Source organism: Mesorhizobium sp. M0051 (assembly GCF_040323235.1).
In the GTDB taxonomy this organism is placed as follows: domain Bacteria; phylum Pseudomonadota; class Alphaproteobacteria; order Rhizobiales; family Rhizobiaceae; genus Mesorhizobium.
This window is the reverse complement of sequence record NZ_JAMYUT010000002.1, coordinates 152,454-173,437: the sequence shown is the minus strand read 5'-3', so window position 1 is coordinate 173,437 and position 20,984 is coordinate 152,454. Positions and strand designations below refer to the sequence as shown.

Annotated in this window: 19 protein-coding genes, 2 tRNA genes and 1 pseudogene; 10 read left to right on the top strand and 12 right to left on the bottom strand. The window is 61.2% G+C overall.

Annotated features, from left to right (window positions below; genetic code table 11):
- Positions 1–60 precede the first annotated feature (60 nt).
- A complete protein-coding gene (locus NKJ90_RS02720; protein ID WP_245266432.1) occupies positions 61–315 on the top strand; it encodes a hypothetical protein in 255 nt (84 codons plus the stop codon).
- A gap of 22 nt (positions 316–337) precedes the next feature.
- Here NKJ90_RS02720 and NKJ90_RS02715 read toward each other — a convergent pair whose 3' ends face one another.
- From NKJ90_RS02715 to NKJ90_RS02675, 9 genes are all read right to left on the bottom strand, one after another.
- Positions 338–1,177: a tetratricopeptide repeat protein gene (locus NKJ90_RS02715; RefSeq protein ID WP_023757632.1), complete on the bottom strand. Its 840-nt coding sequence runs from the start codon at positions 1,175–1,177 to the stop codon at positions 338–340.
- Complete coding sequence (gene ilvD, locus NKJ90_RS02710; protein WP_023757633.1) at positions 1,164–2,888, bottom strand: dihydroxy-acid dehydratase; 1,725 nt, start codon at positions 2,886–2,888, stop codon at positions 1,164–1,166. Before ilvD ends, NKJ90_RS02715 begins: the two co-directional genes overlap by 14 nt.
- Positions 2,889–3,195: 307 nt before the next feature.
- Positions 3,196–4,425: an OmpP1/FadL family transporter gene (locus tag NKJ90_RS02705; protein WP_023757634.1), complete on the bottom strand. Its 1,230-nt coding sequence runs from the start codon at positions 4,423–4,425 to the stop codon at positions 3,196–3,198.
- Positions 4,426–4,784: 359 nt separating this feature from the next.
- Entirely contained in the window at positions 4,785–7,568 is a 2,784-nt protein-coding gene (locus NKJ90_RS02700) for a valine--tRNA ligase (protein WP_023757635.1), read from the bottom strand.
- A 344-nt stretch (positions 7,569–7,912) separates the two neighbouring features.
- Positions 7,913–8,710, bottom strand: a complete 798-nt coding sequence (locus NKJ90_RS02695) for a PopZ family protein (protein ID WP_023757636.1) — start codon at positions 8,708–8,710, stop codon at positions 7,913–7,915.
- A gap of 215 nt (positions 8,711–8,925) precedes the next feature.
- Complete coding sequence (locus tag NKJ90_RS02690; RefSeq protein ID WP_023757637.1) at positions 8,926–10,314, bottom strand: TolC family outer membrane protein; 1,389 nt, start codon at positions 10,312–10,314, stop codon at positions 8,926–8,928.
- A 183-nt stretch (positions 10,315–10,497) separates the two neighbouring features.
- Positions 10,498–11,166 carry a protein-L-isoaspartate O-methyltransferase family protein gene (locus NKJ90_RS02685; protein ID WP_023757638.1) on the bottom strand — a complete coding sequence of 223 codons (669 nt, stop codon included), beginning with the start codon at positions 11,164–11,166 and terminating at the stop codon, positions 10,498–10,500.
- Between the two features lie 92 nt (positions 11,167–11,258).
- Positions 11,259–11,332: transfer RNA gene (locus NKJ90_RS02680), tRNA-Cys, on the bottom strand.
- 430 nt (positions 11,333–11,762) lie between these two features.
- The gene (locus NKJ90_RS02675; RefSeq protein ID WP_023757639.1) at positions 11,763–12,020 is read right to left on the bottom strand and encodes a hypothetical protein; all 258 of its coding nucleotides are present in this window, start codon (positions 12,018–12,020) and stop codon (positions 11,763–11,765) included.
- A gap of 223 nt (positions 12,021–12,243) precedes the next feature.
- Here NKJ90_RS02675 and NKJ90_RS02670 point away from each other — a divergent pair.
- A tRNA-Asn gene (locus tag NKJ90_RS02670) sits at positions 12,244–12,318 on the top strand.
- A 91-nt stretch (positions 12,319–12,409) separates the two neighbouring features.
- The gene (locus NKJ90_RS02665) at positions 12,410–12,598 is read left to right on the top strand and encodes a hypothetical protein (protein ID WP_210164160.1); all 189 of its coding nucleotides are present in this window, start codon (positions 12,410–12,412) and stop codon (positions 12,596–12,598) included.
- A 385-nt stretch (positions 12,599–12,983) separates the two neighbouring features.
- Here the strand turns inward: NKJ90_RS02665 and NKJ90_RS02660 are convergent, their stop codons facing one another.
- From NKJ90_RS02660 to NKJ90_RS02650, 3 genes are all read right to left on the bottom strand, one after another.
- The gene (locus NKJ90_RS02660) at positions 12,984–13,130 is read right to left on the bottom strand and encodes a hypothetical protein (RefSeq protein WP_023757641.1); all 147 of its coding nucleotides are present in this window, start codon (positions 13,128–13,130) and stop codon (positions 12,984–12,986) included.
- Positions 13,127–13,348, bottom strand: coding sequence for a hypothetical protein (locus NKJ90_RS02655; RefSeq protein WP_023757642.1), 222 nt, complete (start codon positions 13,346–13,348; stop codon positions 13,127–13,129). The genes NKJ90_RS02660 and NKJ90_RS02655 overlap by 4 nt, the downstream gene beginning before the upstream one ends.
- Before the next feature lie 346 nt (positions 13,349–13,694).
- Complete coding sequence (locus NKJ90_RS02650; RefSeq protein WP_023757643.1) at positions 13,695–14,588, bottom strand: LysR family transcriptional regulator; 894 nt, start codon at positions 14,586–14,588, stop codon at positions 13,695–13,697.
- Positions 14,589–14,742: 154 nt separating this feature from the next.
- Here NKJ90_RS02650 and NKJ90_RS02645 point away from each other — a divergent pair, with 154 nt between their 5' ends.
- The 7 genes and pseudogenes from NKJ90_RS02645 (at position 14,743) to NKJ90_RS02615 (ending at position 20,809) form a co-directional block, all read left to right on the top strand.
- Positions 14,743–15,387 (top strand): hydrolase, encoded by a 645-nt coding sequence (locus NKJ90_RS02645; protein ID WP_352485626.1) that lies wholly within the window; start codon positions 14,743–14,745, stop codon positions 15,385–15,387.
- A 150-nt stretch (positions 15,388–15,537) separates the two neighbouring features.
- A pseudogene (locus NKJ90_RS02640) lies at positions 15,538–15,975 on the top strand (alpha/beta fold hydrolase); the annotation flags it as partial.
- Between the two features lie 288 nt (positions 15,976–16,263).
- Positions 16,264–17,166 carry a cytochrome c oxidase subunit II gene (locus NKJ90_RS02635; protein ID WP_023757647.1) on the top strand — a complete coding sequence of 301 codons (903 nt, stop codon included), beginning with the start codon at positions 16,264–16,266 and terminating at the stop codon, positions 17,164–17,166.
- Positions 17,167–17,187: 21 nt separating this feature from the next.
- Complete coding sequence (ctaD, locus tag NKJ90_RS02630) at positions 17,188–18,957, top strand: cytochrome c oxidase subunit I (protein WP_352485624.1); 1,770 nt, start codon at positions 17,188–17,190, stop codon at positions 18,955–18,957.
- Positions 18,954–19,658: a cytochrome c oxidase subunit 3 gene (locus tag NKJ90_RS02625; RefSeq protein WP_023757649.1), complete on the top strand. Its 705-nt coding sequence runs from the start codon at positions 18,954–18,956 to the stop codon at positions 19,656–19,658. Before ctaD ends, NKJ90_RS02625 begins: the two co-directional genes overlap by 4 nt.
- Before the next feature lie 12 nt (positions 19,659–19,670).
- Positions 19,671–20,387 (top strand): heme-copper oxidase subunit III family protein, encoded by a 717-nt coding sequence (locus tag NKJ90_RS02620; RefSeq protein WP_023757650.1) that lies wholly within the window; start codon positions 19,671–19,673, stop codon positions 20,385–20,387.
- Between the two features lie 26 nt (positions 20,388–20,413).
- Positions 20,414–20,809 carry a cytochrome C oxidase subunit IV family protein gene (locus NKJ90_RS02615; RefSeq protein ID WP_023757651.1) on the top strand — a complete coding sequence of 132 codons (396 nt, stop codon included), beginning with the start codon at positions 20,414–20,416 and terminating at the stop codon, positions 20,807–20,809.
- The last annotated feature ends 175 nt before the right edge of the window (positions 20,810–20,984 follow it).

The window sequence follows — 20,984 nt, the reverse complement described above, 5'->3', positions numbered from 1 at the left end:
GGCGGCTGGGATTCTATGACCATACGATTTCATCTTTGTCCGATCGGCCTGGCATTTGCCATGGCCGCTCCTGCCGCGGCGCTTGCCGATCAGGAATGCCTGGCCAATGGAAAATCCTACCAGCTTGGCCAGGTCGCCTGCCTGACGCTTGCCGGCCAGAGCCATCTTGCCCGCTGCGACATGGTGCTCAACAACACCTCGTGGACGAAGGTCGGCGACAACTGCCCCGCAAACACGATGGCGCCGCACCTGCATGCCACACCGATCTCGACGCCCGCGCCCAGCATGGTGCCGACGGAGCCGACCGAGAACTGATTCCGACAGGCGGCAGCAGCGCCTACTGGTCCGAGTTGCTGCCCTTGGTGAGGATATCGTCCGCCAGCGAGATCGCGGTGCGGCGGTCGGCTTCGCCGGCGGTGGCAAATGCCTCCTCCTGCATGCCGCGTATCCAGGGCTGATCGGCCGGCGAAGCGCGTTCGAGCGCAGCCGTCATCATCGCCAGGCCGCGAACGATCTTGCCGCTCTGGAACAGCAGGTGGCCCAATGTCGCCTGCGCGCCGGCATGGCCCTTCTCGGCGGCGAGTTGGAACCAGCGCCCAGCCTGCTTGACACTGGCCTTCACGCCGCCCTCGCCCTTCAGGAACATCTGCCCCATCTCGAACTGCGCGTTCGGATTGCGGTAGTTGGCGGCGGCGCGCATGTAATATTCCTGAGCGGCCACCTCGTTCTCGGTGACCGGACTGCCGGGAATGCCCTTGCGCAGATAGTCGCCGAGCGCCACCAGCGCATCGGAGACATAGCTTTCCTCGGGCGAGCCGGGCTCGACATCCTGGTCGACGATCTCCGAGAAGAACTTGAACGCCTCATAGTCGTCGCGCGCCACGCCGTCGCCTTCCGCATACATGCGGGCAAGCTTCCAGGTGGCGCCGATCTGGCCGTTTTCGGCGGCATATTTGTAGGCCTCGGCAGCCTGTTCCTTGTGTCCGTTCTTGTAGGCGGAGAAGCCGAACTGGAACACCGCCCACGGGCTCGACTGCGGCTTCACGCCGGTCTTGTCGTCGAACACCTTGTCATCGAAGGCCATGGCCTGGCCCACGGCGCCAAAGGTCGCGCCAAAAGTGGCAGCCACGACCAGTGCCGAAAAGACAGACGACCTCAACAACTCAGATGTCCGCATAGCAATGTGTTTCTTTCGCACCGCCCGGATGGGTCACCGCGCCATCGCGCGCCGGCCCCACCGTCTGTGCATATTTCCATATCGCGCCCGACTGATAGTCGGTCTTGCGCGCCTTCCACGTCTTCGCCCTCGCCGCCAGTTCGCTTTGGGATAACGCCACATCGATCGTGCCGTTCACCGCGTCGATCGAGATCACGTCGCCATTCCTGAGCAGCCCGATCGGACCGCCCACCGCTGCCTCCGGCCCGACATGGCCGATGCAGAAACCGCGCGTCGCGCCCGAGAAGCGCCCGTCGGTGATCAGCGCCACCTTGCCGCCCATGCCCTGGCCATAGAGCGCTGCCGTCGTCGACAGCATTTCGCGCATGCCGGGGCCGCCGCGCGGCCCTTCGTAGCGAATGACGAGAACCTCGCCTTCCCTGTAGTTGCGATGCGTTACCGCCTCGAAACATTCCTCTTCCGAATCGAAACAGCGTGCCGGGCCGGAGAACTTCAGCTCCGACATGCCGGCGACTTTGACGATCGCGCCTTCGGGGGCGAGGTTTCCCTTCAACCCAACGACACCGCCGGTTTGGGTAATGGGTGTGTTGGCCGGGCGGACCACATCCTGGTGTTCATTCCAGGCAACGTGCTCCATATTTTCGGCCAAAGTGCGGCCAGTCACGGTCAGGCAGTCACCGTGCAGATAGCCGTGGTCGAGCAATGTCTTCATCAACAGCGGGATGCCGCCGGCCTCGAACATGTCCTTGGCGACATATTTGCCGCCCGGCTTGAGGTCGGCGATGTAAGGCGTCTTCTCGAAGATCTTCGCCACGTCGAACAGGTCGAACTTGATGCCGGCCTCGTGTGCGATCGCCGGCAGATGCAGTGCTGCGTTGGTCGAGCCGCCGGTGGCCGAAACCACGGTCGCCGCATTTTCCAGTGCCTTCAGCGTGACGATGTCGCGCGGCCGGATATTTTTCGCGATCAACTCCATGATTTTTTCGCCCGAAGCGAAATTGAAACGATCTCGCATTTCGTACGGCGCCGGCGCGCCACAGGAATAGGGCAACGCCAGGCCGATCGCTTCGGCGACGGTGGCCATGGTGTTGGCGGTGAACTGGGCGCCACAGGAGCCAGCCGACGGACAGGCCGCCTGTTCGATTTCGAGAAGTTCGGCATCATCGATCTTGCCGACCGAATGTTGGCCGACCGCCTCGAACACATCCTGCACGGTGATGGGGCGGCCGCGGTAGCTGCCGGGCAGGATCGAACCGCCATAGATGAAGATCGACGGCACGTTGAGCCGCACCATGGCCATCATCATGCCGGGCAGCGACTTGTCGCAGCCGGCCAGCCCAACCAACGCGTCATAGCAATGGCCGCGCATGGTGAGTTCGACTGAATCGGCTATGACCTCGCGCGACACCAGCGACGACTTCATGCCCTGGTGACCCATGGCGATGCCATCGGTGACGGTGATGGTGCAGAATTCGCGCGGCGTGCCATTGGCGGCCGCAACGCCCTTCTTGACCACCTGCGCCTGGCGCATCAGCGAGATGTTGCAGGGGGCCGCCTCGTTCCAGCAGGATGCGACGCCGACCAGCGGCTGCGCGATCTCGGCTGCCGACAAGCCCATTGCGTAGAGATAGGAACGGTGCGGCGCCCGCGCCGGACCGACGGTCACATGGCGGCTGGGGAGCTTAGCCTTGGAAATGACTTTGGCGTCCATACTCTTCCTTGCCCACATCTTCCCTGAAAAGGGGGCGATGCGGCCTGCCCCATCGCCGAGCCTTTTGGCGCGTGTCCCGAGACAAGATCGAGGTGCGCCGGGTTTATGGCGGGAAATGGGCAATTTCCTTGGCCTGACCTTTAGCGCAGGGGTTGTTCAGAAAGTGTTGCCGAAACGTCACAATTGCACGAGGTGAAAGCGGTGCTATTTATATGCAACGCGGCTTGGGTAACTGGACGCCTGACCAGACCTGCCAACGAAAAAGGCCGAGCGATGCCCGGCCTTTTTCGTTCAGCTTTTCAGAGGTTTAGAACTTGATCTTGAGGCCGCCTGAAATCGCTGTGACGAGATCGTTGCCGAAGTCGTAGGTGGCGTCATCTCCAACAACTTTACCGTTCTCCCCAATCAATATACCGGAATGACCGCTTGTCAGCACGCCAACCGCGCCAGCCAAGCGAACCTCGATATTCGGCTTAGGGGTGTAAGCGACACCGCCCCCCAGCGTCCAGGAGTCCGTCTGCGAGCCGTAGCCATGCGAAGTGCCGCGATCCCAGGAGAGCTGGCCGGCCGCACTCCACTCGTCGTTGAACTTATGACCGATGCCGCCCGTGACCGTCCAGCCGTCACGATACATCAGGTCGAGCGACGTTACTTCGCCTGGCGAGTTCGTGAAGCAAAACGCGCTTGGGACACCGACCGGACAGATCGGCACACTCTGTAGCACGCTCCAGTTAACCCACTTGATCGAACCGAAGGCGAGCCAGCCGGGCGCGATGCCCGACTGCATTTTCAATTCCACCACGTCCGGCATGTACTGCGTTGAGCCGTAGATCGGAAGAACGACGCTGCCGACATTTGTCAGATCGAGCGTGCCCGAAATGCTATCGAGCTTAACTTTCGAATTATAGACGAGGCTCGCGCGCAACGCGATGTCGGGGATTTCGTAGGCAAGGCCGGCGCGCCAGCCCCAGCCGTTGCTCGTCAGATCGACGCGACCGGTGCCGCCGAAGTCGGGCACCAGCGGTGACACCAGGCTTTCCTTGAAACCGTAGACCTTCTGGTAGAAAACACCGCCGATAAAGCGGAGTTGACCCTTGCCCGCATCCATTTTGTAAGAGCAAGTCGCAGCGTAGTTATCGCTTTTGATGTCGGTTTCCATGTTGGAAAACGCACCATTCCACACGCCGGGCGCAACATGCGCACCCCAAGGCTGCGAGTAGTCAATCATACAGTCGACACCTTGGACGATTTGGGCCTTCGCGCCGATGCGCGGGACCCAATAGTTCTCGGCCCCATCGGCCGAGGTCCCGAAACCTAGGTCGGCCCCGCCAGGACCGCGCGCATTCTTGAGCTTACGATCCGGCATCACGTAAGTCGCTTCCGCTTCCGTAGAGAACGGCGCAGGGTCAAACAAAAGATCGATGTCGTAACCGCCGCGCTCCAGGCCGCCAGCATGCGCCGAACTCATCGCGGTTCCGATCAAAGCCAGCGACAAGCACCCTGCCCCCAGCAGTGCTTTCAGACGCAAATTGTTCATGGATGTCCTCCCCCGAATAACCGTGCATCAAGCTAGAACCAATTCAGGTTAACGGTGCAACAACGAATTCAAGAAGCGTACACGTACAGTTGATCAGAGTGCGTTTTCCGCAAAATTCCGACTCTCCCGCAAGACCGAAAACACGGCATTTGGGTGCAAATGAACCAACAAAATCGGGGAAACTTCTCCAAAATGGCCCAAGAAGAGGGCATTTTGCGGGTATCCGGCCCCATTGTTACATTATGGCAACAATGGGGCTAAAACTTCCGTTTACGTCAACATTAACGCAACGGAATGCCTGTTTTCGAGGCAAAAATGCTGCCATTTTAGAGGGCGCTAAAATCTCGCGAATCCCGCCCTCAACCGGCGTCGCGAACCCTGGTCAACGCGACCGAAAGCTTCTCCTGCGCGTCGCGGTATTCGGTGAGCTTTTCGCGCTCTGCCTCGACGATCTCTGCCGGCGCGCTGGCGACGAACCTTTCGTTCGACAGCTTCTTGTGCAGGCGCGCGATTTCCTCGGTCACCTTGGCCAGTTCCTTCCGCAGCCGTGCCGCCTCCGCGACAAGATCGATCAGGCTGCCGAGCGGCAGGCAGATCGTCGCCTCGTTGAGCACGATCTGCGCCGAACCCTTTGGCGCAACATCGGCCAGCGAGATGTCGCCGACGCGTGCCAGCCGCCTGATCGCCGAATCCTCACGGACAAGCCGTTCGCGCGTCACATCGTTGGCACCGACTACCACCAGCGGTGCAATGGCAGCCGGCGGCACGTTCATTTCCGAGCGCACGGAGCGGATGCCTGAAACGAGGTCGACCAGCCAGTTGATGTCGGCGGCGGCATCCGCGTCTTCGAAGTCCGGCGACGGCCATGCAGCATGGCATAGCAGCGACGCGCGTTCCTTGCCTTCGCCAGCGGTCTGCGCCCACAGCTCCTCGGTCATGAACGGCATCATCGGATGCAGCAGCTTGTAGATCTCGTCCAGCACGAAAGCGACGCAAGCGCGGCTTTCGGCCTTCGCCGCCTCGTCGGAGCCCATGAACACCGGCTTCAGCAGTTCCAGGTACCAGTCGCAGAACAGGTTCCAGACGAAGCGGTATGCGGCACCCGCCGCCTCGTTGAAGCGGTATGAGGTAATGCCGTCGGTGATCTCGCGCGCGGCGCGCGTCAGCTCGGTCAGGATCCAGCGGTTGACCGCCAGCTTGGCGTCGTTCAGCCAGAAATCGTCATCGCGCGCAACCTCGTTCATCTCGGCAAAACGCGTCGCGTTCCACAGCTTGGTGCCGAAGTTGCGATAGCCGGCGATGCGCGCCGGGTCGAGCTTCACGTCGCGGCCTTGGGCCGCCATCACCGTCAGGGTGAAGCGCAGCGCATCGGCGCCGTATTCGTCTATGAGGTCGAGCGGGTCGATGACGTTGCCTTTCGACTTCGACATCTTCTGCCCGTTCTTGTCGCGGACCAGCGCATGGACATAGACGGTGTGGAAAGGCTCCTCGTCCATGAAGTGCAAGCCCATCATCATCATGCGGGCGACCCAGAAGAAGATGATGTCGAAGCCGGTCACCAGCACGTCGGTCTGGTAGTAGGTGTTCAGCTCGGGTGTCTCGTCCGGCCATCCCAAGGTCGAGAACGGCCACAGCGCCGACGAGAACCAGGTGTCGAGCACATCCTCGTCGCGGGTCAGGATCTCGCCTGGCTGGAAATTCTCGAGCTTGTCCTCGACCCATGCCTTCCACGGCCCTTCCAGCGCCAGATAATATTCGATCGCCGCGCCGAGCGCCTCTTCCTCGGTCTTCTCGACGAAGACCCGTCCGTCCGGCCCGTACCAGGCCGGGATCTGGTGACCCCACCAGAGCTGGCGCGAGATGCACCAGGGCTGGATGTTCTCCATCCAGTCGAAATAGGTCTTCTCCCAGTTCTTCGGCACGAAGTTCGTGCGGCCCTCGCGCACCGATGCGATCGCCGGTTTGGCCAGCTCCGCCGCGTTGGCATACCATTGCTCGGTCAGGAACGGCTCGATCGGCACGCCGCCGCGGTCGCCATGCGGTACGGCGTGGCGATGCGGCTCGACCTTTTCGAGGAAACCGCCTTCTTCCATCAGCTCGACTATCTTCTTGCGCGCGACGAAGCGGTCGAGCCCGTCGAGTTCATTCCAGACCGCCTGGCGCTCCGGCGTCACCTCGAGACCGGCAAGAAAATCCTCATTGTCCTTGAGGCTTACCGCCGCCGCGGTGGTCAGGATGTTGATCGCCGGCAGCTTGTGACGCTTGCCGACCTCGAAGTCGTTGAAGTCGTGCGCCGGCGTGATCTTGACCGCCCCGGAGCCCTTCTCAGGGTCGGAATATTCATCCGCCACGACGGGAATCTTGCGGCCGACGATCGGCAGAACGATGTTCTTGCCGACCAGGTGCCGGAAACGCTCATCGTCGGGGTATACGGCAACGGCCGTATCGCCCAGCATCGTCTCGGGGCGCGTCGTCGCCACGGTGATGAAGGTTTTTGGGTTTTCCGGGTCGAAGGCCTGGCCCTCTATGGGGTAGCGGAAATGCCAGAGATTGCCGTTGACCTCCTGCTGCTCGACCTCGAGATCGGAGATCGCGGTCAGCAGCTTCGGGTCCCAGTTCACAAGACGCTTGTCCTTGTAGATCAGGCCTTCCTTGTAGAGCGTGACGAACACTTCAAGCACGGCCTTGGACAGGCCCTCGTCCATGGTGAAGCGTTCGCGTGACCAATCGGCGGAGGCGCCGAGCCGCTTCAGCTGGTTGAAGATCGCGCCACCGGATTCGGCCTTCCACTCCCACACTTTCTCGATGAACTGCTCGCGGGTCAGGTCGCGGCGGTGGATCTGCTTTTCCATAAGCTGGCGCTCGACCACCATCTGTGTGGCGATGCCGGCATGGTCCATGCCCGGCTGCCACAAGACGTTCTTGCCGCGCATGCGCTCGAAGCGCACCAATATGTCCTGCAGCGTGTTGTTAAGCGCGTGCCCCATATGCAGCGAACCGGTGACGTTCGGCGGCGGGATGACGATGGTGAAGGCCTCCGCCCCCTCCTCGGCCCCGGCACCGGCGCGAAACGCGTCGGCCTCTTCCCAGACTTTGGCGATCTTCGGCTCGACGGTTTTGGCGTCGTAGGTCTTTTCAAGCATGGGAAAATGGTCCGCGCTGTCGGGAGTTATGCTGGTCCGGTGTAAATCGGAAGGTTTTGGCCAAGTCAACCGCAAGGGCTGTCGCGGCATTCACGGGCAGATAGGCGCGGCCCTGTTCATTTCAACGCAAGGCATGCCCGCATTTGGCGCAGAGCTTCGCCCTTGGCGTCCGATAGGGTTTTCTGCATGCCGGATAGCCATAATCCGACCGGCGGACGTAGAAGATCTCGAACATGGTCCATTGTGGTAAGGGAATCCGGCGGCGACCTGTCTGCCTCGCCACCAATACAAACTGACCTCCCCCAAAGAAACGGCGCCACGAGGGCGCCGTCTCTTTTTGGCAACTACTGGGCGCCGCGCGCCACGCGCTCGATTTCTTCGCGCACCAGCCTTTCGACCAGCGTCGGCAGATTGTTGTCGAGCCAATCCTGCAGCATCGGACGCAGCATCTCTTCGGCCATCTCGTCGAATGTCTTTTTGCTGCGGCTGGCAAACGCGTCGGAAAGCTCGCCAAAAGCGGCGGCAACCTGCCGGCCTGTATGCTCGGAAACGATCCCCGGACGCGCCGCGTCACTAACTGGCGTTGGCCGTGCCGCGTCTGGACGAGGTGTCTCGGAGGTCGCCTTCGCGCTCGGTTCGTCCCTTGAATCGTCGGCCGGCGGCTGGGCAACCGGCTTGCGTGCCTCGGCCATTTTTGCCTGCTCACCAACCGCGGCGATCTCGCGCCGCCAATCGGCAACGGGGGCAATGACGGGACGTGGTGCCGACGCGTCGACCGCGGCCGGTTCGGCGGCAATCCGGGCACTGACCTCGGCAAGTGTCATCGATGGCTTCGCCGGAGCTGGATCGGCGCGCACCGGCGTTTCCATACGCGCAATCGCCGGCTCGGCCGCCGGCAGCTGTGCCTGGACTTCCGCCAGCGTCACCGGCTTCCTGACCTCGGGGCCGGCATGCAGGTCGGCACGGAATGCCTCGACGTCGGGGGCAGCATCGCCGCTCGACGCCGGCTCCAGATCCTGGCGCAACTCATCGGCGTCGCCCGGCTGCTTGCGGCCGCCGTCGCTGTCCTCGATGATTCGCCTGATGGAAGCCAGGATCTCTTCCATGGAAGGTTCGCGCTGTGCGCTGCTTGCCGTTGCCATCGTCACATCCGCCGCCTTTGTGACCTCTGTGGATTTCCGCTCCGGCAAGGCCGGATCGAATCATGGCAACAGCGTAGCCGACGGATCGCCGCACGAGAATCCCCAATCTGGGGACTTGTGGGATTTCAACAGATTAGCGTGATCTTAAACCCACGAGCAGCCGAGCAAGCAATCCTGCTCAAACGGCGAGACGGAAAAATCCGGACCGGGCGCCCTCAGCGGCCGTCCGGCGTGCGCAGGCCGATCCACTTGTCCTTGACGGCGTTGTAGTGCTCTTCAGGCTTGTATTTCGTCACCTGCAGGCCAAGGCGGTCGACAGACAGGCGGCCGGTCGCCTGCAGGATGGCATAGCTCGCCACCACCACATCATGCTCATAACTCGCCTGGTTGATCTCGGCGGTGATGACCGTAGCCTGTGCGTTGAGGACATCGAGCGTGGTGCGCTGGCCGACATTGCGTTCTTCGATGACGCCGTTCAACGCCAGCTTTGCCGCCTCGATCACTTGCCTGTTGGCCGTCAGCTGCTGCTGCGCGGCAGTGTACTCGGTCCAGGCGGCGGTGACGGCCTGGCGCACTTGGTCGCGGCTCACGTCGACCTCGATGCGGGCCCGGCTGAGCGATTCCTTGTCCTGGCGCACAATCGCCGAGGTGCGGCCACCGGAATAGATCGGGATGGTCAGCGTTGCCCCGACACTGGCCGAATTGGTGGTGCCGTCCTGCGTCGAGAGGAAGCCCGGCACGGTGTTGCGATACGCGCTCGAGACGCCGGCGGAAGCAGACAGCTGCGGCAGCAGCGCGCCTTCGGCCGACTTCACAGAAAACGAAGCAGCGTCGACCAGATGCTGGGTGGCAAGGATAGCCGGATGCTCGTTCGAGGCCACCCCGATGGCGGCAGCCAGGCTCGACGGCAACAGCTTTGCCACCGGCGAAGCGCCTTTGAGCTTGCCTGGTTCGTCGCCGACGATCTCGCGATAGGTCGCGGCACTCGCCAGTGCCTGCGCCCGGGCGGCGCTCAGCGATGCCACGGCGGCGGCCCGCGAAGCATCGGCCTGCGCGACGTCCGTACGCGTGCCTTCACCAACCTCGAAACGCGAACGCGCCGCGCGCGCCGTTTCAGTGAGGAATTGCAGGTTCTGCTCGGTCAGCACGGCGATCTGGCGGTCGCGAATCACGTTCATATACGCCTGGGCGGCGCTGAACAGGGTGTTCTCTTCGGTGTTGCGCAGGCTTTCGACCGAAGCGCGAACTTGTGATTCGGCGGCAGCGACATTGTTCCTGGTCTGAAAGCCGTCGAACAGCGTCTGATTGATCTGGACACCAAAATTGCCGGTGGTCAGCCGTACGCTCCGATCCGCACCGGTGAGATGGCTGCTGGAATAGTCGATTGTCGCCGAGCCGTTGATGGTCGGACGCCAGCCCGACTTGGCGATGGCGACGCTCTCATCGGTAATACGAACGCCGGCGCGGGCGGAATTCAGCGAAGAATTGTACTGATAGGCCTTTGCAAGCGCGCCTGAGATGGTTTCCGCCGAAGCGGTCAGTGGGGACAGCATGGTCGCCGAAACGAGGACGGCGGTGAAAAGTGACTTTCGTACAGACGGCACGGTTAAACCCTCATTCGTTTTCCATGGGAACTGCGCCGCACCGGCTTCTCGTCGTGATCAGCCGCCGCCGCGTGTTCGATGTTCCCTGCTGCTCAGCCCCAAAGTGCCCCCAGTTTGCGGATCAGCAACAATTGTTCAAATGCAAGCGACCATGACAATGCCTCTGCTGCAAGGCAAAATCACTCAAAACTCGAAAGCATGAATACGTTCGAATCCCGGTAGTGGCTTAATTGCCGCATTAAACGCGCGTCTTCCGGTTACAACCCCTCCCGCCTTAAAAAAAAGTCGGGCCAGGCCGGAATTACCTTGCCCTTCAACGGCGACGAGTCGGCCGCCTTCGGCAAGCTGGTCGAGCAGCGGCACTGGGACTTCCGCGACGCTGCCGCCGACGAAGATGACGTCATAAGGCGCCTGGGCGGCATGCCCTTGTGGCAACGCCCCCTGCACAACGGTCACATTGCTGCAGCCAAGCGACGATAGCGTCGATCTGGCGGTTTCCGCCAGCGCCGAATCGCTTTCGAGCGCCACCACGGACCTGGCCAGCCGCGACAGGATGGCCGAAGCGTAACCCGTGCCGCAGCCGACATCGAGCGCCGAGTCGGTCGGCTTGATCTCAGCCAGTTGGATGAGCTTGGCCAGCGGTGACGCTTCCATAAGGTAGCGCGCGCCGTCCGCGCCGGTGGCAATGCGAATGTCCTCGTCGATGTAAGCGAGATCGCGCTGGGCGGCGCCAACAAAAGCCTCTCGTGGCACGACGAGCATGGCCTCGAGCAGCGGCGCGCTGGTCACATCGGTGGTGCGAACCTGGCCATCGACCATCTTGACGCGAAGCTCGGAGAAATCAGCGCTCATGTTCCAACCAATCCGCTTGCCGCGCCAGAACCGCGGTTCATTACGTCAGGAACTTCAGGCCCCCTACGCTTGCTGCGCGGGGGCCCGGGCATTGGAGGCCTCGCCCGGAATCGAACCGGGGTGCAAGGATTTGCAGTCCTCTGCGTAACCACTCCGCCACGAGGCCTCGTTGCTCCCGGCGTTCCACCCGGTTCCAATAGGTTGCGGCGAAAATGCCGTCAAGCGGCCACCGTGCATTCCGAACGGTTTCCCTGTGCGCCGATCCGGGCAGACCCTGTCAAATCGTCAGGCCCCAAGCCCACAGCTACATTAGACGATTCTTAAGCATAGCCTGCCGCAGGAAAAACCCCTTCGGGGTTCACGCGTTGAGCACGGCAGGAGACAAAGCCATGCGCCAGGCAATGGAGATGATAGACAAGAATGCGCCGCCAGGCCTGTCCTGAGCGCGGTGCAGAGAGTTTTTGCACTACGCCACCGACCGGCCTGTCCATTGAAGGCGCGGGCACCTGTCGCCGCACGACAGGGCAAGGCTTGCCTCAGCCGATTCTCAAGCAGATCCGTGAAGCAAGGGCCCGCTGAGGCGTGCCCACGCCATGTCAATCCGGCCGGCGCCGCCGTTCCCACCAGACGACAAAGCGTCGGCGGTGGCGCCGCACCATGGCGAACTCATAGGAAAGCACCAGCAATCCGAGCGGAACCATCCAGAAACCGAGGATCGGCAGGAACCCGAGGATGCCGCCGATGGTCAGCAGGACACCGATGGTGATTCTGAGCCCGCGCGAGCGCGGCATTTTGAACTCGCGCCCGAAAACTGAGATTTTGCGCGCCGGCATGTGGTTATCTTGTGCTGTCATCGTTTCGAAAGATTGACCCGTTTTGATCGTTCAGAAGCATCAGCGAACCCAAGCGCGGCCGCGCTTTCGGTTCCGTATCCCTGCCAAGGCTGCTAATATGAGGGCATCTCTCGACGATTGCGAGAAACGCCTGTGCGAAAAAGCCTCGGAAAAATGCGAATTGCTTCTTTGCAAAGCCGAAAAGGGCAGCTATACGCTGCGCAACTCGCATAAGAGCCTCCGTTCCCCGGTAGCTCAGTGGTAGAGCAACCGGCTGTTAACCGGTTGGTCGCTGGTTCGAATCCGGCCCGGGGAGCCAAATATTTCCAACCACTTAGCCGAAACAGCCCTACTGCCAGTCTGCTGGCAAAATTCAGTGCGGGCTACATCTAGGGCTACAGATGCAAGAAATGCCAAACAAAGCTCTGCCCCTTGGGAAGCTCTTGCGGATGACACGCAAAGAGGCGGCGTCAAATCAGATCAACCTGGCAATCAGACTTTTCCACGAGAGTGAGTTCGCCGGCGCCATCATCCTGGCCCTAGCTGCCGAAGCACAAACGCCGACAACGTCGCAACTGGAAAAGGCCAGGATGGGCTAAGCAAAAAGCCCGCCGCCTTTGCGGGCAGCGGGCCTAGTTCGGGAGGAGTGTCGGGCATCCCCTTTGCCCGCGAAACAACGGTACGCCTCACCTAGCTGGATAATAAGCTCGCACCGGTTGAAGCTCAGCATATTCCAGCTGAGTGACTTTTCTGCCACAAGATAAAGAAAGCCCGCCACCATCGGCAGCCAATCCTGCAAGTTTGCAGGTTTGATCAGTTCGCCTTCTGGCGGTTCATCTCGGAAAAATAGGACCGAACTCCGCGCCCAGCTCTGCGACAAGCGAACGAACGTCCGCCGCTGGAGTCTTCGGTCCGATGGACCAGATTATATCGCCGTTCGCGGGATCGACCGTCCGGGCGATGGACTCAAAGCGATGTTTCCCTTCATAGCCGCACCAGTACGGTCTGATCAGTCAGATCGTCGCGCCACATAATCTGTTCGCAGTCGTTGTCCGGCTCGGAGTCGCCGCCTTCCTCGTCGTCGCAGTCGTCTTGCTCGCGGTCGTCGCACTGCCCAAGGGCACCCGTCACAGACCGCCAGCTCCGCCACCAGCCCAAATGACTATCTGGGAAAGATCGGCGATGTCGCCATAGATCTTCGAACCTTTGACGAGAAAACATTTGTCCCCCAGGACTTCGGCGAGTGAGCTTGACGCGGTGCAAACCGGCAGGTTCACCTTATGGCCCTTGGCATCGGCATAGCTGATGCTGATCGCGAGGATAGCGAGTACGAGAGTCGTCTTGCTCATATTTAGCCCCTAGAGCCAGCAGGCCCATTGGGCGGCAAAACCGGGTTGCCGCCCTTTGCCTTGCCATTAGGTGGAGCGGGGGTTTACGTCGCGCCATCCCTCGATTGGATGACGCGGGCTCATCTATATTAGCTATAGCTTAACGAAGCAGCCTCTCGCGCCAGCCATCCTCTCCTGGGCTTCCGGTCCTAGGCTTCCTGAATGTCTAAGACTGGCGCGCGACCGTCTGCACGATAGCCCCTAGATAGGTCAAGCAGCGTCGCAGCAAGTGGAACGTGCGGGCCAGGTCGCCGAAGGAGTGCCACCTCGAACACAGGTCTTCGAGAGGCTTCGCAGCGTTCGTGTCCTAGCTGTCGAGACCCCAAAGTTCCGGGTTGCGTTTGAAATACTCAGTCAGCATTTCGGTGAGCACCCTGACTTTCCGCGTGGGATGCTGACCCGGCGGGCGGACGACATACGCGGCCGCCGGAGGTACCGGATAGCGTGTCATGATCGGGACCAGCGTGCCGGAGGCCACATATTCATGTGTGATGCAATCGGCGAGCCAGGCGATGCCGAGACCTGCCGCCGCCGCGGCGGCAAGCGCCGTAGCGCTATCGGCCTTGAACCTGCCCTGCGGCTGAACCGTGACAACCTTGCCATTATCCATGAACTGCCAGGTTTCTGTTCCCTGCATGAGGGCCTGATGGGTGACGAGTTCGTCCAGAGTCTCAGGTGAACCGTGCGCTTCGATATAATCCGGGCTGGCGACAAGCTTGCCATGGAACGGCCCGACGCGCTTCGCGATCAGGTTGGAGTCCTGAAGGTAGCCAACCCGGATCGCGCAATCGAAACCCTCTGCGATGAGATCGACGAAGCGATCGCTGTAGGAGGTATGAATGTGAAGCTGCGGGTGCTGGCGCGCCATCTCCGCGAGCACGGGGGCGAAGTGGGTTGGGCCGAAAGTAAGCGGCATGGCAACCCTCAGGCGGCCGCGCAGCTCACCGGTGGGGAGGATCGTTTCCCTTGCGGTGTCGATCTCGGCGCTGGCCCGGGCCGCATGGTCCCTGAACGTGATTCCCGCTTCCGTAAGCGCGGCGCCGCGGGTTGTTCTTGCAAGAAGCTGAACCCCGAGCTCCGCTTCAACCCGAAAGAGCCGCCGACTGACGATTGACTTGGAGACGCCGAGCCGGCGCGCGGCGGCCGATACGCCCCCTGCATCGGCCACTGCGACGAATGTCTGTAGATCTTCGATGTCCAATACAGCGTTCCTCGTTTCGCGACACAGCTTGCCTGACTATGGCACTACCGCATCACCAAAAGGAACGGCAAATTGCGTCCAGACAACGTCGCCCGCTGGCGCATGTCTCCCGTGAACCCATTGCCGTCCATGGCGGCAGAGAAAGGAAGTCTTGATGACCCCTCGCAACGGCCTCGATTCGCTTCTTCGTCCCGAAGATTCGGTCCTCATTCTGATCGATCACCAACCTTACCAGCTCGCAAACCTGAACAGCCACGATCCGCACATGGTGGTCAACAACACGACCGCGCTGGCGAAGCTAGCAAAAGCCTTCAATGTTCCGACCATTCTCACCAGCGTGATCGCGGCGCGCGGTGGACTTCTCTTCAAGCAGATCACCGACGTATTTCCGGACCAGGAAGTCATCGATCGCACCTGGGTGAACACCTGGCAGGACGAGAATGTGGTGAACGTCGTCAAGGCGACCGGCCGCAAGCAGCTGATCATCGCCGGCCTGTGGACCGAGGTCTGCGTCGCAATGCCTGTGATCCAGGCCGCCGGCGAAGGCTGGGATGTGACCGTTATAACCGACGCGTCGGGCGGGATTTCGAAGGAGTCTCACGAAGTTGCCATCCAGCGAATGATCGCGGCCGGCGCGAACGTGATGACCGTGATGGCGCTCGCTGGCGAATGGCAACGCGATTGGGCGCGCACCGAGCATGTCGAGGAGCTGACCGAGATTCTCATCCAGCACTTCGGCGGCAGCGGCATCGCGTATCTTTGGGAGCAGCAGCTTCTCAACACGCCAGTAGCCGGCTGATCCCGGTCGGCATGGCGAGCACTTCGGTGAAGGTCGGAATCGATCCGCTTGCCGGCCTTCGCCGCCCTTCTACCGAAACAAAGCCGCTCATGTGCGGCGATTGCGTGTGATCCCACCCGCCGCCTTCTGAATAACTCGCGGAGTTCCTCGATGCCTCCCGCCTTCACCCTTGGCCTGCCACTCGACCGCCGCGACGTCCTGATCTCGGCCCCGGCGCTCGCCGCGAGCTTCACCCTTCCGCGGGGCGCCGTGTGCGCGGCGGGGCCCGCAACCACAATGTTCCGGAGGGAGAATACACCACGGGTTTTGTCACGACCGACGACGACGTACAGATTTTCTACAAGGACTGGGGTCACAAGGACGCCCAGCCGATCGTTTTTCACCTGGGTGGCCGCTCAGCTCCGACGACTGGGACGCGCAGATGCTTTTCTTCCTGTCGAAGGGCTATCGAGTGGTCGCGCATAACCGGCGCGGCCACGGACGCTCGGAGCAGGTCGCCGATGGTCACGACATCGATCATTACGCGGCCGACGCGTTTGGGCGCTGGACCTGAAGGACGCGGTTCACATCGGCCATTCCACCGGTGGACCTTTGCGCATTTTCGGCGAATGTGGCGCAGGGTGATAGCGAATTCGCATTTCTCAGCTTCATCGACTCCGGGGAGCCATTTCAATCAAAACTGCGAGCGCCGCCTGCTCGCAGTTGGACGTCAGCCCTCTCCTTCCAGTGCAAGCGTCTTCAAGAGTTTAATCTTGGCGACATTTTTCCCGTCAAGATAGTCGGCTCTGGAATTTCAACCGAAAAAAGAGCTATGATGACCTTGGCATTCGCCGGGACCAGCTTCGCGTCCTCCAGAATGCCGGGGAGGAACGGGACATGGCCGTAGCGCTTGTACTCGTTTTGATTGTAGTGGGCTCGGTGCTGTTTCACCTGCTGAGCCCATGGTGGTGGACGCCGATTGCCTCGAACTGGGTCTATATCGACAACACCATCATCATTACCTTCTGGATTACCGGCGTCGTCTTCGCCGCCGTGGTCCTATTCATGGCCTATTGCGTCTTCCGCTTCCGTCATCGGGAAGGGAACCGGGCCGCCTACGAGCCGGAGAATAAGCGGCTCGAATCCTGGTTGACGATCGTCACCGCGGTCGGGGTCACGGCGTTGCTGGTTCCCGGCCTGTTCGTCTGGAGCCGGTTCGTCAACGTCCCGAGCGACGCGACGGAGGTCGAAGTCGTCGGCCAGCAATGGCAGTGGAGTTTCCGTCTGCCCGGCAAGGACGGCAAGCTTGGCACATCCGACACCCGGGACGTCACCACCGACAATCCGCTGGGCGTGATCGCCAGCGATCCCAATGGTCAGGACGATGTCCTGGTCGAAGCGGCTGATCTGCATTTGCCGGTCGGCAAGCCGGTCAAGATGCTGCTCCGCTCGATCGATGTGCTGCATGATTTCTATGTGCCGGAATTCCGCGCCAAGATGGACATGATCCCGGGCTCGGTCACCTATTTCTGGTTCACACCGACCAAGACCGGAACCTTTCAGGTCCTGTGCGCTGAACTTTGCGGCCAGGGGCATCCCTTGATGCATGGTGTGGTCGTGGTCGACACGCAGCAGGACTACCTGGCCTGGTTTGGCCAGCAGCAGACTTTCGCGCAGTTGTCGGCACCCCAGCAAACGGGCGCGGCAGACAACGCTCCCGGGAAGACTATGGCGCCGGCCAAGACCATAGCGCCAGGTTTGAAAATTGCAGCAAAGCTCGAAACGGTCGGGTCTCGCTGAAAAGGACGCGGAGGTGTTCCTATGGTCGACATCACACCTGCAGATGGCATCCCCCCGGCCGAAGTCGCCGAAGTGGAGCTTTACCATCCGCACAGCTGGTGGACGAGATACGTCTTCTCGCAGGACGCCAAGGTCATAGCCATCCAGTATTCGGCGACGGCAACGGGAATCGGCCTGGTCGCCCTGGTGCTATCCTGGCTGATGCGGCTGCAACTCGGCTTCCCCGGCACGTTCGACTTCATCACCCCGGAAGCCTACTACCAGTTTATCACCATGCACGGCATGATCATGGTGATCTACCTGCTCACCGCCCTCTTTCTCGGCGGCTTCGGCAACTATCTGATTCCGCTGATGGTCGGCGCGCGCGACATGGTTTTCCCCTATGTCAACATGCTGAGCTACTGGATCTACCTGCTCGCCGTGCTGGTCCTGGTGTCGAGCTTCTTTGCACCGGGCGGACCGACGGGCGCCGGCTGGACGCTCTACCCGCCACAAGCCATCATGAGCGGCACGCCGGGCGGCCAGGACTGGGGCATCATCCTGATGCTCTCCTCGCTGATCCTGTTCATCATCGGCTTCACGATGGGCGGCCTGAACTATGTGGTGACGGTGCTGCAGGGCCGCACGCGCGGCATGACGATGATGCGCCTGCCGCTGACCGTCTGGGGCATCTTCACAGCAACCGTCATGGCGCTGCTTGCCTTTCCGGCGCTGTTCGTCGCCTGCGTCATGATGCTGCTCGACCGCGTCCTAGGCACCAGCTTCTTCATGCCGGCGATCTCCGAGATGGGCGAGCAACTGCAGCACAATGGCGGCAGCCCGATCCTGTTTCAGCACCTGTTCTGGTTCTTCGGCCATCCCGAGGTCTACATCGTGGCGTTGCCGGCCTTCGGTATCGTCTCCGACCTGATCAGCACTCATGCACGCAAGAACATTTTCGGCTACCGGATGATGGTTTGGGCCATCGTCGGCATTGGCGCGCTGAGCTTCGTGGTCTGGGCGCATCACATGTATGTCAGCGGCATGCACCCCTATTTCGGTTTCTTCTTCGCCACCACGACGCTGATCATCGCCATTCCGACCGCCATCAAGGTCTACAACTGGGTGCTGACCTTATGGCGCGGCGACATCCATCTCACCATACCTATGCTCTTTGCCCTGGCCTTCATCGTCACCTTCGTCAATGGTGGGTTGACCGGGTTGTTTCTTGGCAATGTCGTCGTCGATGTTCCGCTGTCCGACACGATGTTCGTCGTCGCCCACTTCCATACGGTCATGGGTGTCGCCCCGATCCTCGTGGTTTTTGGCGCGATCTATCATTGGTACCCGAAGGTCACCGGGCGGATGCTCAACGAAATGCTGGGCCGGTTCCATTTCTGGGTCACCTTCCTCGGCGCCTACCTGATTTTCTTCCCCATGCACTACCTCGGCCTGATGGGCGTGCCGCGGCGCTATGCTGAACTGACCGACATGACTGTCATGACCGAGTCAGCCCACCACCTGAACTCGTTCATCAGCATCATGGCGTTCATCGTCGGCTTCGCCCAGATGGTGTTCCTGTTCAATCTCATCTGGAGCATCCGCCATGGCCGCGAGGCCGGCGGCAATCCGTGGCGGGCCACGACCCTCGAATGGCAGACGCCGCAAACACCGCCCGCCCACGGCAATTTCGGCAAGGACCTGCCGATCGTCTATCGCTGGGCCTATGATTACAGCGTGCCAGGCGCCAAGGAGGATTTCATTCCGCAGAACATGCCGGGCTCCTTCGGCCCCTCGAGGGAGCCGGCATGAGCGTCATCATAGTCTTCCTGTTCGTCATCGCCGGCTTTGCCGGATGGTGGCTTTCACATCAGGGGCTGATGTCGAAGCCATGGCTCGAGCAAGGTCTGGCCGGCGATTTTGTCGCCCTCGACCGGTCGGCGCTACCCACCGCCAAAATCGGCCTCGGTGTCTTCCTCGCCGTCGTCGGCTGCCTGTTCGCGCTCTTCACCAGCGCGTATTTCATGCGGATGGCGGTGTCGGACTGGCAGCCGCTGCCGCTGCCGCGGCTGCTCTGGCTCAACACCGGCGTGCTGGTCCTGAGCAGCATTGCCCTGCAATGCGCCACGGTCGCGGCGCGCAGGGGCCAGATCGACATGGTCAGGCTCGGCCTCGCCACGGCCGGGCTCACGGCGCTTGCCTTCCTGATCGGACAGCTCATGGCATGGCGGCAGCTGACCGCCGACGGCTATTTTCTGACCTCCAATCCGGCCAACAGCTTTTTCTACCTGATCACCGGCATGCATGGCCTGCACATACTGGGCGGGCTGGTGGGCCTCGGCAGAACAACCGCCGGCGCCTGGAACGCAGCGCGGCCCGAACGGCTTCGCCTCAGTGTCGAGTTGTGCGCCATGTACTGGCATTTCCTGCTCTTCGTCTGGCTCGCCGTCTTTGCCCTACTGGCCGGCTGGGCCGCGACGTTCATCGACATTTGCCGACAGTTGCTGACCTAAGGGATCAAACGAATGGCAGAGACACTCACGCATACCCAGACGGAGCCACGGCCCTCAGGCTGGCAAGGCATTGCCGCCGACTGGTCCTCGGATCAGCGGGCGTTCAAGAACGTGTCCTGGGGCAAGGCCATGATGTGGATCTTCCTGCTCAGCGACACCTTCATCTTCGGCTGCTTCCTGCTCTCCTACATGACCGCTCGCATTTCGACACGCGTGCCGTGGCCTAATCCGAGCGAGGTCTTTGCGCTTCGTATCGGCGGCTCGGATATCCCGCTGATCCTTATTGCGATCATGACCTTCGTGCTGATCTCGAGCAGCGGAACAATGGCCATGGCGGTCAATTTCGGCTATCGCCGCGACCGCCGCAAGACAGCGATCCTGATGCTTCTGACCGCGGCACTCGGCGCGACCTTTGTCGGCATGCAAGCCTTCGAATGGACCAAGCTGATCACCGAAGGGGTACGGCCCTGGGGCAACCCCTGGGGCGCCGCACAATTCGGTTCGACTTTCTTCATGATCACCGGTTTCCACGGCACCCATGTGACGATCGGGGTGATCTTCCTGATCATCGTGGCGCGCAAGGTATGGCGCGGAGATTTCGACACCGGGCGACGCGGCTTCTTCACCAGCCGCACGGGGCGCTACGAGAATGTCGAGATCATGGGGCTGTACTGGCACTTCGTCGATCTGGTCTGGGTATTCATCTTCGCATTCTTTTATCTTTGGTGAGAGGCAGGCTTTGGTGAGAGGAAAAAATGGCTGAAGCAACCGCAAACGGCCTCGGGCAACACGCACTTCACGCTGCGCATGAAGCGCCGGCCGCCGTCGCCCATGCCGACGCGCATCAGGAACATCCGATCAAACTCTATCTGGTGGTCTGGGCATGGCTGTTCATCCTCAGCACGTGCTCGTACCTGGTCGATTATTTCGGCCTTCACGGCTATCTCAGATGGTCGCTGATCCTGATCTTTATGATCCTCAAGGCAGGGCTGATAGTCGCCGTATTCATGCACATGGCTTGGGAACGGCTGGCGCTGGCCTATGCGATCATCCTGCCGCCGATACTGGTGCTGGTGTTCGTGACAATGATGGTCCTCGAAGCGGACTATACGCTTTTCACCCGGCTGACGTTTTTCGGGTCCGGGCCCTGAGGCCCAATCCGGAGTGCCATGGCATTCTGGTCAGGCCCCACGCATCCGGCGTGTGTCCAGTTCGGTGGCCGGCGCCTTGAAACAATCGGCAACTGGCCCATTTTGTTAGAGCATGATCCCGAAAAGTGGATCCGGTTTTTGCTCCACCGATCTTCGTTTCGAAAAAGATCTTGCT

Coding starts and splice junctions, on each gene's coding strand:
- NKJ90_RS02720 (WP_245266432.1), top strand. CDS start 61: ATGGCCGCTCCTGCCGCGGCGCTTGCCGATCAGGAATGCCTGGCCAAT.
- NKJ90_RS02715 (WP_023757632.1), bottom strand. CDS start 1,177: ATGCGGACATCTGAGTTGTTGAGGTCGTCTGTCTTTTCGGCACTGGTC.
- ilvD (WP_023757633.1), bottom strand. CDS start 2,888: ATGGACGCCAAAGTCATTTCCAAGGCTAAGCTCCCCAGCCGCCATGTG.
- NKJ90_RS02705 (WP_023757634.1), bottom strand. CDS start 4,425: ATGAACAATTTGCGTCTGAAAGCACTGCTGGGGGCAGGGTGCTTGTCG.
- NKJ90_RS02700 (WP_023757635.1), bottom strand. CDS start 7,568: ATGCTTGAAAAGACCTACGACGCCAAAACCGTCGAGCCGAAGATCGCC.
- NKJ90_RS02695 (WP_023757636.1), bottom strand. CDS start 8,710: ATGGCAACGGCAAGCAGCGCACAGCGCGAACCTTCCATGGAAGAGATC.
- NKJ90_RS02685 (WP_023757638.1), bottom strand. CDS start 11,166: ATGAGCGCTGATTTCTCCGAGCTTCGCGTCAAGATGGTCGATGGCCAG.
- NKJ90_RS02675 (WP_023757639.1), bottom strand. CDS start 12,020: ATGACAGCACAAGATAACCACATGCCGGCGCGCAAAATCTCAGTTTTC.
- NKJ90_RS02665 (WP_210164160.1), top strand. CDS start 12,410: ATGCCAAACAAAGCTCTGCCCCTTGGGAAGCTCTTGCGGATGACACGC.
- NKJ90_RS02655 (WP_023757642.1), bottom strand. CDS start 13,348: ATGAGCAAGACGACTCTCGTACTCGCTATCCTCGCGATCAGCATCAGC.
- NKJ90_RS02645 (WP_352485626.1), top strand. CDS start 14,743: ATGACCCCTCGCAACGGCCTCGATTCGCTTCTTCGTCCCGAAGATTCG.
- NKJ90_RS02635 (WP_023757647.1), top strand. CDS start 16,264: ATGGCCGTAGCGCTTGTACTCGTTTTGATTGTAGTGGGCTCGGTGCTG.
- ctaD (WP_352485624.1), top strand. CDS start 17,188: ATGGTCGACATCACACCTGCAGATGGCATCCCCCCGGCCGAAGTCGCC.
- NKJ90_RS02625 (WP_023757649.1), top strand. CDS start 18,954: ATGAGCGTCATCATAGTCTTCCTGTTCGTCATCGCCGGCTTTGCCGGA.
- NKJ90_RS02620 (WP_023757650.1), top strand. CDS start 19,671: ATGGCAGAGACACTCACGCATACCCAGACGGAGCCACGGCCCTCAGGC.
- NKJ90_RS02615 (WP_023757651.1), top strand. CDS start 20,414: ATGGCTGAAGCAACCGCAAACGGCCTCGGGCAACACGCACTTCACGCT.